The following is a 14,891-nucleotide window of genomic DNA, read 5'->3' as shown; positions in this document are numbered from 1 at the left end:
CTTCCTCCTGATCAAAGGAACTTTCCGCCACGAACCCCAGTTGTCCTAGTAGTCTTGAGCTAGTTAGCAACCGTTGCCCCGCGCGTGTTTCACTGACGTATCTCCACACCGAGGTGGTGCCTACGTTCCCGGCAGCGTCTGACGGAAGGTATCGATGGACGCCCACAACCAGTACGCCACTCCGAACGGCACGGCGCCCAGCGCTTCCACAGGAACAAGTGCGGAGGCCGCCCGCCCGCCGATGACGGGCGAGACGTTCCACGACACCAGCACGCGCATCCTGCAGTCCATCAACACCGTGATTGACGGCAAGCCCGACGCCGCCCGGTTGGCTTTGACCGTGCTGCTCGCCGAGGGGCATCTGCTGCTGGAGGACGTGCCGGGCGTCGGCAAGACCATGCTGGCCAAGACTCTGGCACGGACCATCGACTGCAGCGTCAACCGCATCCAGTTCACGCCGGACCTGCTGCCCTCGGACGTGACCGGCGTATCCATCTACAACCAGGATTCCCACCGGTTCGAGTTCCGGCGTGGGCCGGTGTTCGCGAACATCGTGATCGGGGATGAGATCAACCGCGCGTCCGCCAAGACGCAGTCCTCCCTGCTCGAATGCATGGAGGAACACCAGGTCACGGTGGATGGCTCCACCCACCGGCTGGCCGAGCCGTTCATGGTCATCGCCACGCAGAACCCGATCGAAATGGAGGGCACCTATCCCCTGCCCGAAGCCCAGCGCGATCGCTTCATGGCCCGCATCTCCATGGGCTACCCGGACATGAGCTCTGAGATGGACATGCTGGAGACCCACCAGTCCGTCTCGCCGTTGCGTTCCATCCAGCCGGTTGCCGGTGTTGAGGATGTTGCGGCGATGATCCGCCAGGTCCGGCAGGTGTACGTCTCCCCCGCGGTGAAGGAATACACGGTCGGGATTGGCCATGCCACCCGCCAACACGCCCAGCTCCGCCTCGGCGCCAGTCCGCGCGGCCTGCTGCAGCTGCTGCGGGCGGCGAAGGCCGGTGCAGCACTGGAGGGCCGGGACTTCGTTCTGCCCGACGACGTCGCTGCCGTCGCCGAAGCCGTTCTGGCACACCGGCTCATCCTGGACCGCAAGGCACTCAGCTCCGGTGAGACGCCGTCGTCAATCATTGCCGGCATCCTCGCCCGCGTGCCGGTGGCACGTGACGCTGCGAGCGCCTCCTCCCGAAACGGCTAGGACCATGTCCCTGGTCGAGCGGCTGCCCCGGGTCCTGACGGCCCGCGGTTGGGGCCTGGCTGCGGCCGGTGTGCTGTCGCTCCTCTTTGCCCAGTTCCTCGGCCGGCGGGACCTGCTGTACTTGGGCATCCTCCTGGTTCTCCTGCCCCTGGCGTCCGTGCTGGTGCTTCACCTCGTCAAGCCGCGGTTCACCGTGCACCGGACCTTTGCACCGCAGAGCATGGAAACGGGATTCACCACCACGGTGACGCTGTCAGTTGCCTCCGACGGACCTTTGGGCGGTTCGGTGGTCATGCGCGAGCAACTGCCGCAGCGCTTCGGCGACGCCCCCGAATTCCACTTCCCCGCCCGCCACCCCACACCCAGCGGTGTGAGCCTGTATGAGTACCGGCTGCGCTCGGCAGCGCGTGGAGTGTACGACGTCGGCCCTGTCACCGCCGGCTTCACCGACCCCTTTGGTCTGGGCATCTCCCGCCACACCCTCGGTGGAACCGACCGGCTGGTGGTCACGCCGAGCCCGCTCGATCTGCCCCATTCTCCGCTGACCGGTGTCCGTGGGACGGACGGCAATGCCGTGACCCGCCGGAACGCCAACCCCAGCGACGACGACGTCATGACCCGCGAATACCGCCACGGCGATCCCATGCGCCGGGTGCACTGGGCGGCGACGGCCCGGCACAACGAACTCATGGTGCGGCAGGAAGAATCCGTCACCACGCCCGAGGCCACCCTTATCCTCGATCAGCGGCAGGCCAGTTACGGGTCCGGTTTCCTGTCTGCGTTCGGTGGGGATCCGGACACCGATTCCAGCATGCTGTCCTCACCCACGTTCGAGTGGGCGGTGGTTGCTGCTGTCTCCATTTCAGCGCACCTGCTCGAGCGCAGCTACGCGCTGCGGTTTGTCGACGAGACGGGTGCGCCGGCTCTGCAGCGATCGGTGTCAGCGCCGTGGCCCGGAGATGAGGAGTTCTCCGGGCCAGCCGGGCTGCATGGAATCGCGCAGGGGTTGGCCGCGCTGGAGCTGTTGCCGGATCCTGCGAAGCGGTCCACGTCGTCGCAGAAGCGGCGGTCGGTTGCTGACCGGTCGGTTGCTGCGAGATCTGTTTCGGCCCGGTCTGTTTCTGCGCGGTCGGTTGCTGCGCGGTCCGTCGCTGTGCCGTTTGGCGATCCGATGCTGGACAAGCTTGCGGGGCTGAAGAACCGGGGGCCGCTGATTGCCCTGCTCGGTGCAATTACCGAGGATGAGGCGCGTGATCTGGGGCAGGCAGCCGAGTACGGCTCGCAGTCCCTCGCCATCCTGGTCAGCGAGCGCCCACGGGACCTCCACTTGGTCATGGACATCCTCCGCAGTGCCGGCTGGCACGTGGTGGCTGTGACGCCGAACGCGTCCGTCGCTACCGCCTGGGCGCATCTGGACACACCGCCCGCCACCGTGACCTCCTCCACAGCGAAAACTACTCTCCGCTCAGGAGCTTCCTCATGACCGCTACTCTCTTCCGGCCTCCAGCCGACGGTCAGGCACAACGTGTTCTTCCGAACCGGCCGGCCGCTACCCGTCGGAGCCATTGGCACCTGCTGGTTACGGCGGCGTCGTTCGGGGCTGTGATGCTGACGTCCATGAGCCTGTCCGGGGTGATCTTCGGCTGGACCTGGTTCACGCCCGTCCTGGTGACGGTGGGAACGGTGCTGTTCTTCATGGCGCTGACCCGTGTTTCGCGTCTTCCCTCCTATTTCGCTCCCCTGGTGGGCATCCTTGCCCTGGCGGGTTCGTTGATCTGGCAGTTCTTCCCGTCACAGAGCACCTTTGGCTTTTTTCCGGGTGACGGGTTCGTTGGCCGGCTGACCATCCTGCTGGGACACGCCGAGAACACCGTGGTGTCCCAGGTGGCGCCGGTGTTACCAACGGCCGGGCTCTTCCTGGTGGTCTGTGCCGGCATGGGGCTCATTGCCGTCCTCGTGGACACCCTCGCCACATCGTTGCGTATGCCGGCCACCGCCGGACTGGCGCTGCTGGCAGTGCTGGTGGTTCCCGCCGTCGTACGTATCAACAGCGTTGGCGTGCCGGCGTTCATTGCTGCGGTGGCAGGGTTCCTGCTGCTCCTGGGCTGTGCGCACTGGCGTGAATCGCGGTGGGAATCGGCGTCGTCGGGCGAGTTGTCCGGCGCCCACCTGACCCGGGGACTGACAATCGGGGCGCTGGCACTGGGCATCGCCGTCGTGCTTCCGCTGGCCATTCCCGGCTTCAACTCGGGGGCGTTTCCGCAGGGTGCGCGGGTGAACCTGTGGGGTGCGGCGACGGGGCTGAATCCGATTGTCACGCTCGGCAATGACCTGCGCAATCCCAATGGGTTCGGGCGGATCGAGTACTCCACTACGTCGGACGACCCGCTGTATCTGAGGTCGGTCACGCTGGAGGATTTCAGCGGTCAGCGGTGGGAGCCTGATCAGCGTCTGGGCCAGCGGGTGGCCGGTGTGGACGAACTGTTCTCCGAGAACCAGCCTTTTGCGGCGACCACGCTCACGCGGGTCAGTACGGACAGCTTCACCAGCCCGTGGCTGTTGGCGCCGTATGCCCCGGTGTCCGTCGAGGGCCTCAATGGGCGGTGGGCCTATGATCCGGCGAACCTCAGCATCCTTGCAATTGACGGCGGCTCAACGGCGCAGCAGGAATACCTGATCCGCAGTGCCGAGCCGGTGCTGACTCGCGAGCGGCTCCAGGCCATCCCGCCGGCTGATCCCGAGTCCGTGCCCGAGCAGTTCCTCGCCCTTCCCGATTCCGTGCCCGGCATCATCGGTGAGACCACGGCAGCGGTAGTGGATGGCATCAGCAACCCGTATGACCAGGCGATCGCCATCCAGCAGTTCCTGCGCGGACCGTCCTTTGTGTACTCGGTGGATGCGCCGGTGGACGGCGGGTATGACGGCAACAGCCTGGATGTAATGGCGCGTTTCCTCGAGTCGAAATCCGGGTACTGCGTGCACTATGCCGGAACCATGGCAGTGATGGCCCGGCAGGCGGGGATTCCGAGCCGGGTGGCCGTGGGGTACTCGCCCGGAACGCCCACCGGCGACGTTTCGCGTGGACCCAACGACGAACGGTTTGTCGAGTTTTCGGTCAACTCCAAGGATGCGCATGCCTGGCCGGAGCTGTATTTCGAGGGTGTCGGCTGGGTGCGGTTTGAGCCCACTCCGTCCCGCGGTTCGGTGCCCGAGTACGCGTTCTCGACCGTGGTGCCTACCGGTCCCGTACCGAACGAAGGCAACCTGAACCCGAACGCTCTGCCGGGGACGCCGTCCACTGCGACTCCGTCCCCGCAGGCTTTGGAGGAGGAGTCGCCGCAGGCGGTGCGGGAGAGTGCCGAGCGCAGTTCCGCTCTCGGGGTGATCCTCGGTGGAGTGCTCGTGCTGCTGGCGTTGACGCCGATGGCCTTGCGGCGGATGCGGACCCGGCGCCGTCGTCGTTCTGTCACTGCCAACACCGAAGGAGTGGGGTCAGCAACAGTGGCGTGGGCGGAAACTGTGGAGCTGGCCGCCGATTACGGAGTCCCTCCCCTGCCCACCGACACACCGCGGACGTTCGAGCAACGGTTGCGGGCCGGGTTCGATGAAGCGCCGGCGGCAGCGCTGGCCCGGCTGCGGCGCGCCTATGAGGAAGAGGAGTATGCGGAGTTTGCCGTCTCCGGTGCGCAGCCACGGACGGCGAACAGTTGGGATGACGTGCAGGCCGTCACCGACGCCCTGCATGAATCTGCGGCTCCTGCGGCACGGCTGCGGGCCCGGTTCTGGCCCCGCTCGCTGTCGCAGCCGTTCGGGGCGCAGCGGAGCGAAGAGGTTGTTGCTGCTGCTGCCGCTTCGCGCTGAGTCGCGGGCCGTCCTGCCCACCTTCTGAACGCACCGACGGCGTGTCGGGGGTGACACGCCGTCGTTCTGCGGCTTCACAGGCCAGAAGGTGGGGAATCCGGGCCGGGCCTGAACCGGAAACCGTAGCGGCTTAGCCCGCGGGGTTCAGCTCGCGGTCGGGTCCGCGATGCCCACGTACTGCGTGTAGAGGTATTCCTCGATGCCCTCGTAGCCGCCTTCACGTCCCAGGCCCGACTGCTTCACGCCGCCGAACGGAGCCGCTGCGTTGGAGATGACGCCCGCGTTGAGGCCGAGCATGCCGGTGTCCAACCGCTCGCCCATCCGAAGCCCACGGTTCAGGTCGCGGGTGAAAACGTACGCCACGAGTCCGTACTCGGTATTGTTGGCCAGCCGAACGGCGTCGTCTTCGGTGGAGAAGGTGATGATCGGGGCCACCGGACCGAAAATCTCCTCCTGCAGGATGCGGGAGCCGGACTGCACATCCGCGAGCACCGTCGCCGGGTAGAAGTAACCGGGACCATCTATGGGTGAGCCGCCGGAGAGGACCTGTGCGCCGTCGTCGACCGCGTCCTGCACCAGGGAGTGCACGTTGTCGCGGCTCTTGCCGTCGATCAGCGGGCCAAGCTTCGAACTGTCCTCGGTGCCCCGGCCCGGGGTGACGTCCTTCATGCGGGCGGCGAGCCTGTCGGCGAAGTCGGCGGAGACGGACTCGTGCACAATGAACCGGTTGGCCGCGGTGCACGCCTCGCCCATATTGCGCAGCTTGGCGGCCATGGCGCCCTCGACTGCCTTGTCCAGGTCAGCATCCTCAAAGACCAGGAACGGTGCGTTTCCGCCGAGTTCCATCGAGGTGCGCAGGACGTTCTCGGAGGCGTCGGCCAGCAATCGGCGGCCAACCGGCGTCGAACCGGTGAAGGAGAGCTTGCGCAGGCGGCTGTCCTTGATGAGGGGTCCGGTAACGCCGCCGGCGTCAGAGGTGTGGACGATGTTAAGCACACCGGCGGGCAGGCCGGCCTCTTCGAGGACCTTGGCAAACAACGACGACGTCAGCGGAGTCAGGTTCGCGGGCTTCAGCACCATGGTGCAGCCGGCAGCGACTGCGGGCGCGATCTTGCGCGTTGCCATGGCCAGCGGGAAGTTCCACGGTGTGATGAGCAGGCACGGGCCCACGGGCTTTTTGTTGACCAGGATGCGGGACTTGCCGTCCGGGGCTGTGGAGTAGCGGCCGGACATGCGGACGGCTTCCTCGGAGAACCAGCGGAGGAACTCGGCACCGTAGGTCACTTCACCGCGGGCTTCGGCGAGGGGTTTGCCCATTTCCAGGGTCATGAGGAGTGCGAAGTCGTCGGCGCGTTCGGTGACGAGTTCGAAGGCGCGGCGCAGGATCTCGCCTCGCTCGCGCGGCGCCGTTCTGGCCCAGCTGTCCTGTGCCTCGACGGCGGCATCCAGTGCGGCCTTGCCGTCTTCGGGACTCGCGTCCGCAATGGTGAGGAGCGTCTTGCCGGTGGCCGGGTCCTCGACGTCGAACGTCTTGCCGTTCGAGGCGTCACGCCACTGGCCGCCGATCAGCAGGCCGGTGGGGACCGAGGACAGAAGTTCTTGTTCGCGCTGGGCGGTGATAGTCATCCGGAAGCCTTTACGATCGACGATGGTGTGTGCAGGAGCCGTTCTTGCATCTTGGCCTTCACGCTAGCCCTGCGTTTTGGGCCCTGTCCATACAAACCTGCACCACGTAGTCCCGGATCTGCTGTTGTACTGCACAGCAGCTCGCCTCCCGTTGAAGGTTACGTCCTCGCGGCCACCACCGCGGCATACAGCTCCCGCTTGCTGACCCGCCGGTCTTCGGCAACGGCGGCAACGGCATCCTTGAGCCGAAGCCCCTGGCTCATCAGCTCGTTGACGGCATGGACGTGGTCTTCCGGTTCGGTCGGCGCATCTTCCGGTGCACCGCCGACGACGACGGCGATCTCCCCCCGGATCTCGTTGCCTTCCACCCACTCGAGCAAGTGCTGCAGCGGTCCGCGGATCACCTCTTCATAGCGTTTGGTGAGTTCGCGTGTAACGCACGCCTGCCGGTCCGCGCCGAATTCGGAGTGCAGTGCGCGGATCATCGCTTCGAGCCGGTGGGGCGCTTCAAAGAACACCATGGTGCGGCGTTCGGTGCGCAGGTCGGCAAGGCGGGCGGCGCGTTCGCCGGTCTTGCGGGGCAGGAACCCCTCGAAGCAGAAGCGGTCGGTGGGGAGGCCGGAGAGGGCGAGTGCCGTGAGGACGGCGGAGGGTCCGGGGGCAACGGTGACCGTGATGTTCCGTTCGGCGGCGGCTTCGACGAGGCGGAAACCGGGGTCGGAGACGGAGGGCATACCGGCGTCGGTCACGAGCAGGAGGGTTGCACCGGCGTCAACGAGGTCCAGCAGTTCGGGGGTTCGTGAGGCTTCGTTGTGCTCGTGGTAGCTCAGGGTCCTGCCGCGTGGGCTCACCTCGAGGGAACGGATGAGCCGCTGCAGGCGCCGGGTGTCTTCGGCGGCGATGACATCGGCGGATTCAAGGAGCGACACCAGCCGGAACGTGGCGTCGCCCATATTTCCGATCGGTGTGGCAGCCAGGACAATGCTGCCGTTTCCGGGGATCAGCGTCCGGGAGCCCGGGTCCTCGGAGGTGAGGTTTTCCGGAAGGAGCGGGGCGTCGTCGTCGGAATGTTCCGTCTTGTCCGTAGGTTCTGTCACTGGTTCAGCCTAGCTGTCCCGGAACTGTCAGAGCCGCTCGGTACGATGATTCCGTGAGCCAAACCACCACTGCCGCAGCCGTCCCCGAGGGGTCTGGGCGGCAGTGGGTCGTTTCGGCGCCCACGGCGTTTTCCGAGCCGGTGCTGCGGCGCCGTCTGCTGGGTGAGCAGCTTCCGTTCGGCGTGTGGGGCTGGCTGATTCCAGTGGTGGTGGCGCTGATCGGTGGCGTGCTGCGGTTTGTCCGGCTGGGTGAGCCCGGCACTCTGGTCTTTGACGAGACCTACTACGTCAAAGACGCCTACTCCTACCTGCAGTCCGGGTATGAGCGCGAGTGGCCGGAGGAGGCGGATGAGTCCTTCAACGCCGGCAATCCCGGGGTAATCCTGGAGACGGCGGATTATGTGGTGCATCCGCCGGTCGGCAAGTGGATGATCGCGTTCGGCATGTTGCTGTTCGGGCCGTCCAATCCATTTGGCTGGCGGTTTACGGCGGCGGTGGTCGGTACGCTGTCCATCCTCGTCCTGGCTCTGGTGGCGCAGCGGTTATTCGGGTCGGTGGTGTTGGGCGGTATTGCCGGGTTGCTGTTGGCGGTCGACGGGCATCATCTGGTCCATTCACGGACGTCCCTGCTGGATGTTTTCCTCATGTTCTGGGTACTGGTTGCGTTTGCGCTGCTGGTGCTTGACCGGAACTGGGCGCGGCGCCGGTTGGCGGTGCTGATGGCCTCTCTGGCGCGTGAGCGTGGCCAACCCACGCGGGAGCAGTTGCTGTACGGGCCGTGGCTGGGATTGCGTCCGTGGCGGATTGCCGCTGGTGTGGCGCTCGGGTTGGCGCTGGGTACCAAGTGGTCGGCGCTGCCGTACATTGCGGTGTTCGGCCTGATGACCGTGCTGTGGGATATGGCCGCCAGGCGCACGGTGGGGGTTCGGCGTTGGGTGCGTGGCGCCGTCGTCCGTGATGGTCTGCAGGCGTTTGTCTCAATTGTGCCGGTAGCGCTGCTGACCTATCTGGCAACGTGGACCGGCTGGTTCCTCTCCGCCGATGCGTATGACCGGCAGTGGGCGGCGGACAATCCCGACCCGCTGTGGGATTGGGTTCCCCCTCCCCTGCGCTCGCTGGCCGAGTACCACCGCAGCGCGTACACATTCCATGAGGGGCTCAGTTCTGAGCATCCGTATGAGGCAACGGCGTGGTCGTGGCTGGTGATGGGGCGGCCGACGTCCTTTCATTACCAGTCGGACGGGTTGACGTGTGGTGCGTCCGACTGTTCGCAGGCCGTCAGTGTGGTGGGCAACCCGCTGATCTGGTGGGGCGCTGCGCTGTCGCTGCTGGTGGTGCTCTTATTTTGGGTTGGCCGGCGCGACTGGCGGGCAGGTGCCATCCTCGCCGGTGTCGCTGCCGGGTATCTACCGTGGTTCCTGTTTCCGGACCGCACCATGTTTTTCTTCTATGCGATCGTGTTTGAGCCGTTCCTCGTCCTGGCACTGGTCTATGTGCTGGGGCTGATTCTGGGCCGTGCCAGCGATCCGCCGTGGCGGCGCCGGAACGGTATTCTGCTCGTGGGGGGATTCGTTGTGCTCGCAGTGCTGGTATCCGCGTTCTTCCTGCCCATCTGGACGGCTGAAACCATCCCCTACAACCAGTGGCGTCTGCGGATGTGGATGCCGAGCTGGATCTGACGCGGCATAGATTGTCAGTCCAGGCGTCAGTTCTCCGTTCGCCAGTCACCACCGAGGGAAAGCGAGTTGCACGTCATGCGGGAATCCTCCACCGAACTCATGGTCGATCTGCCGGCCGAGTCCAACGTCACCGACCTCCTCATCACCCAGCACAAACGCGCTCCGAAGGCTCCGCTGTATGCGGTGAAGACGGATGGCATCTGGAAGGACGTCAGTGCCGACTCCTTCCTGGAACAGGTGCGTGCGCTTGCAAAGGGACTTCTGGCGCGCGGCGTTCAACCGGGTGATTCGGTGGCGGTCATGTCGAAGACCCGCTATGAATGGACCCTCGCTGATCTTGCCATCTGGTTTGCCGGAGCCGTCACCGTTCCCATTTACGAGACCTCCTCGGCGCACCAGGTGAGTTTCATTCTGAAGGACTCTGCTGCCGTCGTCGTGCTCGTTGAGAACGAGGAGAAAGCGGCGGTGGTGCGCCAGGCTGCGCCGGAAGCGCAGCTCGTGCTGATGAATTACGACGACGGCGCTGCCTCCTTTGCATCGTTGGCGTCTGACGGGCAGTCCGTCAGCGACGAGGTGCTCGAGTCTGCGCGGAGCAGCCGGGTGCTCGAGGATGTGGCGTCGCTGGTGTACACGTCGGGTACTACCGGGCATCCCAAGGGGTGCGAGATCACGCACGGCAACTTTGCACTGTTTGCTGTGAACACCATCGAGTTCCTGCCGGAGCTGCTCAAGCAGGAAAATGCGCGGACCCTGATGTTCCTGCCGTTGGCCCATGTGCTGGCGCGTGCGGTTCAGCTGGTCTGTCTTGGTGCCGGGGTGAAGCTTGGCCACACGTCCAACGCCGCCGAACTGCTTGACGATCTCGCTGCGTACAAGCCAACGTTCCTGTTGGTGGTGCCGCGCATCTTCGAGAAGATCTACAGCACCGCTTCGCAGAAGGCTGAGGCTGCCGGGAAGGGCAGGATTTTCCGTGCGGCGGATGCCACTGCGGTTGCGTACTCGAAGGCCCTGGATGCTGCGGCGCGGGGTGGAAACGGTCCGTCGCTGCTGTTGCGGGCCCGTCATGCCCTGTTTGACCGGGTGCTGTACCCAAAGCTGCGGGGAGTTTTCGGTGGTGAGGTGGTGCATACGGTGTCGGGCGCTTCGCCGCTCAGCGAGCATCTCACGCACTTCTTCCGTGGTGCCGGGATCAACGTGTTGGAGGGCTACGGTCTGACCGAAAGTACGGCTCCCTGTACAGCGAACACGGTGTCGTTGACGCGGGTCGGTTCTGTGGGCATTCCGATGCCCGGGACCACCATCCGTGTCGATGACGAGGGCGAGATACAAGTCAACGGCGTCGGGGTGTTCAAGGGGTATCACAACAATGATGTCGCCAATGAAGAGTCATTCACTGAGGACGGGTTCTTCCGTACCGGTGACCTTGGATCACTGGACGAGGACGGTTTCCTGCGGATCACCGGCCGAAAGAAGGACCTTCTGGTGACGGCCGGCGGGAAGAACGTTGCGCCGGCGCCGCTGGAGGAGAAACTCCGGGAACACCCGCTGGTGGCGCACGCACTGGTTGTGGGCGACAACCGGCCGTTTGTGGCTGCTCTGGTGACGCTCGATGGCGATGCTTTGGATAACTGGGTGAATGCGAACGGGGCCGATGCTAGTGGGGCGTCGTCGGCAGGGTCGTCGGGTGGGGTTTTGTCGTCTGCTGCCTTGCGAGCGGAACTGCAGACGGCTGTCGATGCTGCAAACGAACTGGTGTCACGTGCCGAACAGATCCGGAAGTTCGACATTCTCGATACCGAATTCACCGTCGATTCCGGCTACCTCACGCCCACCCTGAAACTGAAGAAAGCGGCAGTGTTGACCGGCTACCGAGAGGCTGTGGAGAAGCTCTACTCCTGATTCAGTCTTACCGGCTGATTGAGTCTTGCCGGCGCACTCGCGTTGTGCGGGCCCCGCCGCGTCCTGTCGTCGTGCTGCCGTCGTCGGGTCTTGCCGTCGTCGGGTCTTGCCGTCGTCGTCGTGCTTTAGATGCCGTTGTTGGCCCGCCGTGCTGCGTAGGCGTCGGCGGACTTTTCCCGGCGGGCTTTCGTGGGCCAGGTGAGGACGAGGGTCAGTACAGCACCGATCAGTACGATGGCGCCAACGGTTGCCGCGGCGTCGATCCAGAACTGGGCTGGGAAAAGTCGGATGAGGGTGTCGTCGAGGCTGAAGGTCCAGGTGCCGTCGGCGAACAGGAGTGCGTGAACCTGTGTGAAGAAGGTTTCCCAGGCCAGAATCCCGGCAACGGCGAGGGCTATTGCGAGAACGAGCGTTGCGACGGCCCCTGCGAACAGGCCGCGACGGATGCCGCCGGGGTAACGGCGTGCCAGATAGATGCACGCAATGATCGTGAGGATGGCGAGAACGGTTGCGACGACGAAGCCGGTCGACAGGACGCCCTTCACGTCAGCCATGTGGCCGACTTCGCTGTCGAGGAATAGTTGGTCGCCGTCGGTGTTGACGAGGTCGCCCAGGTAGCGGGCGGGAGCCCAGTTGAGGATGTAGTCCATGGCGTACGAGCCATAGGTCATCCGATCTTCCGTGCTGAATCCGTAGCTGTCGGCCGGGAAGCCCGGGCGGTGGTATTCGACCCAGAGGAACAGCGGGGTGGTGACAGCCCGAACCGCAGCGGCGAGAAGGATGATCGGAAAGAACAGGGCGACTGCGACCTGCAGGATGCGGGGCAGCAACGGTTTGGCGGCAGCGGCCTCATCACGCTGATTTGCCCGCCGGTTGACCTCCTCTTCGGGAGGTCGGATGGCGAGCGATGAGGTGTCAGGGGCGGCGTCGTCGTTGGTTGCGTCTCTGGTTGTGTCGTCGCGGGTTGCGTCTCTGGTTGTGTCGTCGCGGGTTGCGTCTCTGGTTGTGTCGTCGCGGGTTGCGTCCTCGGCAGTTGCTGCACCGGTGGACCCGCCTGAGGTTCTTCCCACCGGGATTGCGGCGATTTGTTGTGTCGCGGGCGATGACGGATCGGCTGTGGGGTGGTCCGGTGGCGAGTAGACCCCTCCCCCGTAGCCGGACCCGATGGTGATGGGATTTTCTTGTCCGGTCGATGTGATTTCGGGTTCAGCAACTCCATGAGAATCACCGCTTCCAGGCGACGTTGTTGAAACGTGGGTTCCAACCGCGGCCGGAGTAACGGAAGTGTCGGTCTCGTTCTTGTCTTCGGTCTCGGCTTCGACCTTGGCCTCGGCCTCGGTCCCGTTCTTGTTTTCGGTCCCGCTCTGGGAAGCCCGCGTGTAAGCCGAAACGTCGGGGAGGGTACTGGCCTTCCGCATGGGGAAGCCGCTCTCGCGAACGCGGGTTGAACCACCGCCGGGCTGGTCCGAGCGCAGTGCTGCGCGGCGCTCGCTCCCTGCAGTTCCGCTCTGATTCTCGTTCTCAGCTCTGTCAGCCACGACTATCTCCTTGCATGGAATTCCTACTTAAGACAGTACCCGCGTGGACTGACAGCGCTGATGTCGGCCACGCCGCAGGGCCTCCCTCGGCATTCCTGTCCGCATTCCATGGGCGTTCGCTGTGGGCATAATTGAGGGCTGCTCGGACGATCCGGTTTTGTCAGTGGGGGGTGATGGAGTGGGCTCATGAGGTTTTCCGAGGAGTTCACGCCAGGTGCTGGTAGTAATGCTGCCAGCACTGCCGGTGCCTCCCGTGTAGGCTCCGCTTCCGAGGGCGCCTCCCGTGTAGGCTCCGCTGGCGACGGCGCCTCCTGGTCAGGACCATCGGACCCCGATTCCAGCCGCACAGGCTTCTCCCAGAAGGAGCCTTCCTGGACTGAACCTCAGGATTGGACCGACGTTCCGTTCAGCGGGGCGTTCGAAGGCCAGATATGGGAAGGAACAGACGAACCCGCACCATCGGGTCCGTGGGGTGTTGTTGAGCTGTCCCCTATGAGGGCGTTGGAATCGCTGACCGACGCAGTGGACACGCTGGAACGGTTGAACCAGCTGCAGTGCTGGGCCGATGCGCAAAAGGCCCGGCTAGTGGACCGCATCCGTGAGCTGTACGAACGCGAAGTGCAACCGGCCAACGAGGTGCGGGGCAGCGCTCAGGCGCAAGCCGATCAGGACGAGTTTGTGTTGTCGCTCGCAGCCGAAGAAGTCGGCGCACAGCTGCGAATGCCGTCCGGGTCTGCCAAAAATCTCGTGGCGCAGAGCCGCTTGCTGGTCAACCACCATGAGCGCACGCTGACCAGCATGGAAGCGGGCAGGATGTCATGGCGGCACGCGACCACGATCGTGGAGGAATGCGTCGGTGTCCCAGTTGATTCGGCGGTCCGGTTTGAGCAGGACCTTGTCGAGGTGGCTGAGCAGTCCACGGTCGCGAAGCTGACTCGGCGAGCCCGTGGACTGCGAGAGATCCTGCACCCCGAAGCTGCACCGGTCCGCAAAGCCCGTTCCGCTGCCGAACGGCGGGTGATCGTCGAGCCTGGTACCGACGGGATGGCATGGCTGAGCGCCTACCTACCGGCGGAACAGGCGTGTGGAATTTACAACCGGCTCGACGCCGGAGCCCGCGGACTCCAGGCACCGGACGAGGGGCGCACTCTCTCCCAGCTCCGGGCCGATGTCTTCACCGATCTGCTCACCCACACCTGTTCCGGAGACATCAGCACGGGCACCGGGTTCCGTGGCATCGGGGCAACTGTCCACATCACCGTGCCCGCCCTCACCCTGCTGGACCAGACGCCAGGGGGCGGTGGTGGACGAGGAGCAGATGGCGGATCGCTAGGCTTCATGGCTGACGCAGAAGCCGGGAATGCTGAGAAAGAGGGCGTAGCGGATGGTGGCTGGAACCCGCTGGACGGCGGGAACGCACACGAACATGGCACCCCGGGCGGTTACGGTCTGCCAGACGGTGATACCAACATCGGTTCCGGTGCGAGGCGAAGCCAGCCCGGCTACGCCGTCCTGGAAGGCTACGGCCCGATCGATGCAGAGACGGCAGCACGTCTCGCAGGACACGCACCCTCATTCACCCGGATCCTGACGCACCCGAAACCGGGGCGGCGCTGTCCATCGGCCGGGCCTCCTATCGGCCACCGAAACACCTCCAGGACTGGGTCCGAGCCCGGGACAAGACCTGCAGACATCCCGGCTGCAACCGGATAGCAAAGGCCACGGAGATCGATCACACCGTCCCTTGGCAAAAGGGCGGGCGCACGGACCACGACAACCTTTCCTGCCTGTGCGCCAAACACCACATGTTCAAGACACACGAGCATTGGGACTACACGCAGCCCGAACCGGGGACCATCATCGCCATCTCACCAGCGGGCAAAACCTACACCACCAGACCACCACCCTTTTAGCACCCGCCGGGGTGCGGGGAACCGGCACGGCACGGCGCGGTCGGGGCGGCACGCACGGCGCGGTC

General features: G+C 65.1%; 10 protein-coding genes. 7 read left to right on the top strand and 3 right to left on the bottom strand.

The genetic code is table 11. The features are described from left to right. Positions 1-154: 154 nt before the first annotated feature. From P4U43_RS12685 to P4U43_RS12675, 3 genes are read left to right on the top strand one after another with little or no spacing between them, the layout of a single operon-like run. A complete protein-coding gene (locus tag P4U43_RS12685; RefSeq protein ID WP_277359063.1) occupies positions 155-1,213 on the top strand; it encodes an AAA family ATPase in 1,059 nt (352 codons plus the stop codon). A 4-nt stretch (positions 1,214-1,217) separates the two neighbouring features. Continuing rightward, positions 1,218-2,696, top strand: coding sequence for a DUF58 domain-containing protein (locus P4U43_RS12680; protein ID WP_277359062.1), 1,479 nt, complete (start codon positions 1,218-1,220; stop codon positions 2,694-2,696). Next, on the top strand, positions 2,693-5,074 hold the full coding sequence (locus P4U43_RS12675) for a transglutaminase family protein (protein WP_277359061.1): 2,382 nt from the start codon (positions 2,693-2,695) through the stop codon (positions 5,072-5,074). Before P4U43_RS12680 ends, P4U43_RS12675 begins: the two co-directional genes overlap by 4 nt. Before the next feature lie 144 nt (positions 5,075-5,218). On the opposite strand, the gene P4U43_RS12670 is transcribed toward P4U43_RS12675, so the two are convergent. Together P4U43_RS12670 and rsmI are read right to left on the bottom strand one after the other, a co-directional pair. After that, positions 5,219-6,700 (bottom strand): NAD-dependent succinate-semialdehyde dehydrogenase, encoded by a 1,482-nt coding sequence (locus P4U43_RS12670; RefSeq protein WP_277359060.1) that lies wholly within the window; start codon positions 6,698-6,700, stop codon positions 5,219-5,221. A 158-nt stretch (positions 6,701-6,858) separates the two neighbouring features. Continuing rightward, the gene (gene rsmI / locus P4U43_RS12665) at positions 6,859-7,704 is read right to left on the bottom strand and encodes a 16S rRNA (cytidine(1402)-2'-O)-methyltransferase (RefSeq protein ID WP_277359076.1); all 846 of its coding nucleotides are present in this window, start codon (positions 7,702-7,704) and stop codon (positions 6,859-6,861) included. A 146-nt stretch (positions 7,705-7,850) separates the two neighbouring features. On the opposite strand from rsmI, the gene P4U43_RS12660 reads away from it, so the two are divergent. Both P4U43_RS12660 and P4U43_RS12655 read left to right on the top strand, forming a co-directional pair. Further along, entirely contained in the window at positions 7,851-9,476 is a 1,626-nt protein-coding gene (locus P4U43_RS12660; RefSeq protein WP_404800737.1) for a dolichyl-phosphate-mannose--protein mannosyltransferase, read from the top strand. 75 nt (positions 9,477-9,551) lie between these two features. Next, entirely contained in the window at positions 9,552-11,375 is a 1,824-nt protein-coding gene (locus P4U43_RS12655; RefSeq protein WP_277359059.1) for an AMP-dependent synthetase/ligase, read from the top strand. A 125-nt stretch (positions 11,376-11,500) separates the two neighbouring features. On the opposite strand, the gene P4U43_RS12650 is transcribed toward P4U43_RS12655, so the two are convergent. Then, entirely contained in the window at positions 11,501-12,913 is a 1,413-nt protein-coding gene (locus P4U43_RS12650) for a DUF1461 domain-containing protein (RefSeq protein WP_318533028.1), read from the bottom strand. A 186-nt stretch (positions 12,914-13,099) separates the two neighbouring features. Here P4U43_RS12650 and P4U43_RS12645 point away from each other — a divergent pair, with 186 nt between their 5' ends. Both P4U43_RS12645 and P4U43_RS18025 read left to right on the top strand, forming a co-directional pair. Continuing rightward, a complete protein-coding gene (locus P4U43_RS12645) occupies positions 13,100-14,626 on the top strand; it encodes a DUF222 domain-containing protein (RefSeq protein ID WP_277359058.1) in 1,527 nt (508 codons plus the stop codon). Then, positions 14,527-14,826 (top strand): HNH endonuclease, encoded by a 300-nt coding sequence (locus P4U43_RS18025; protein WP_318533031.1) that lies wholly within the window; start codon positions 14,527-14,529, stop codon positions 14,824-14,826. The genes P4U43_RS12645 and P4U43_RS18025 overlap by 100 nt, the downstream gene beginning before the upstream one ends. The last annotated feature ends 65 nt before the right edge of the window (positions 14,827-14,891 follow it).

The sequence above is a fragment of the Arthrobacter vasquezii genome, from assembly GCF_029455255.1.
In the GTDB taxonomy this organism is placed as follows: Bacteria; Actinomycetota; Actinomycetes; order Actinomycetales; family Micrococcaceae; genus Arthrobacter_D; species Arthrobacter_D parietis.
Note: the sequence above shows the minus strand (reverse complement) of the source record. Positions and strands in the feature narration are given on the sequence as shown.

Excerpts from the sequence above, each read along its gene's own strand:
- P4U43_RS12685 (WP_277359063.1), top strand. The coding sequence starts at position 155 with ATGGACGCCCACAACCAGTACGCCACTCCGAACGGCACGGCGCCCAGC.
- P4U43_RS12680 (WP_277359062.1), top strand. The coding sequence starts at position 1,218 with ATGTCCCTGGTCGAGCGGCTGCCCCGGGTCCTGACGGCCCGCGGTTGG.
- P4U43_RS12675 (WP_277359061.1), top strand. The coding sequence starts at position 2,693 with ATGACCGCTACTCTCTTCCGGCCTCCAGCCGACGGTCAGGCACAACGT.
- P4U43_RS12670 (WP_277359060.1), bottom strand. The coding sequence starts at position 6,700 with ATGACTATCACCGCCCAGCGCGAACAAGAACTTCTGTCCTCGGTCCCC.
- P4U43_RS12655 (WP_277359059.1), top strand. The coding sequence starts at position 9,552 with ATGCGGGAATCCTCCACCGAACTCATGGTCGATCTGCCGGCCGAGTCC.
- P4U43_RS12645 (WP_277359058.1), top strand. The coding sequence starts at position 13,100 with ATGAGGTTTTCCGAGGAGTTCACGCCAGGTGCTGGTAGTAATGCTGCC.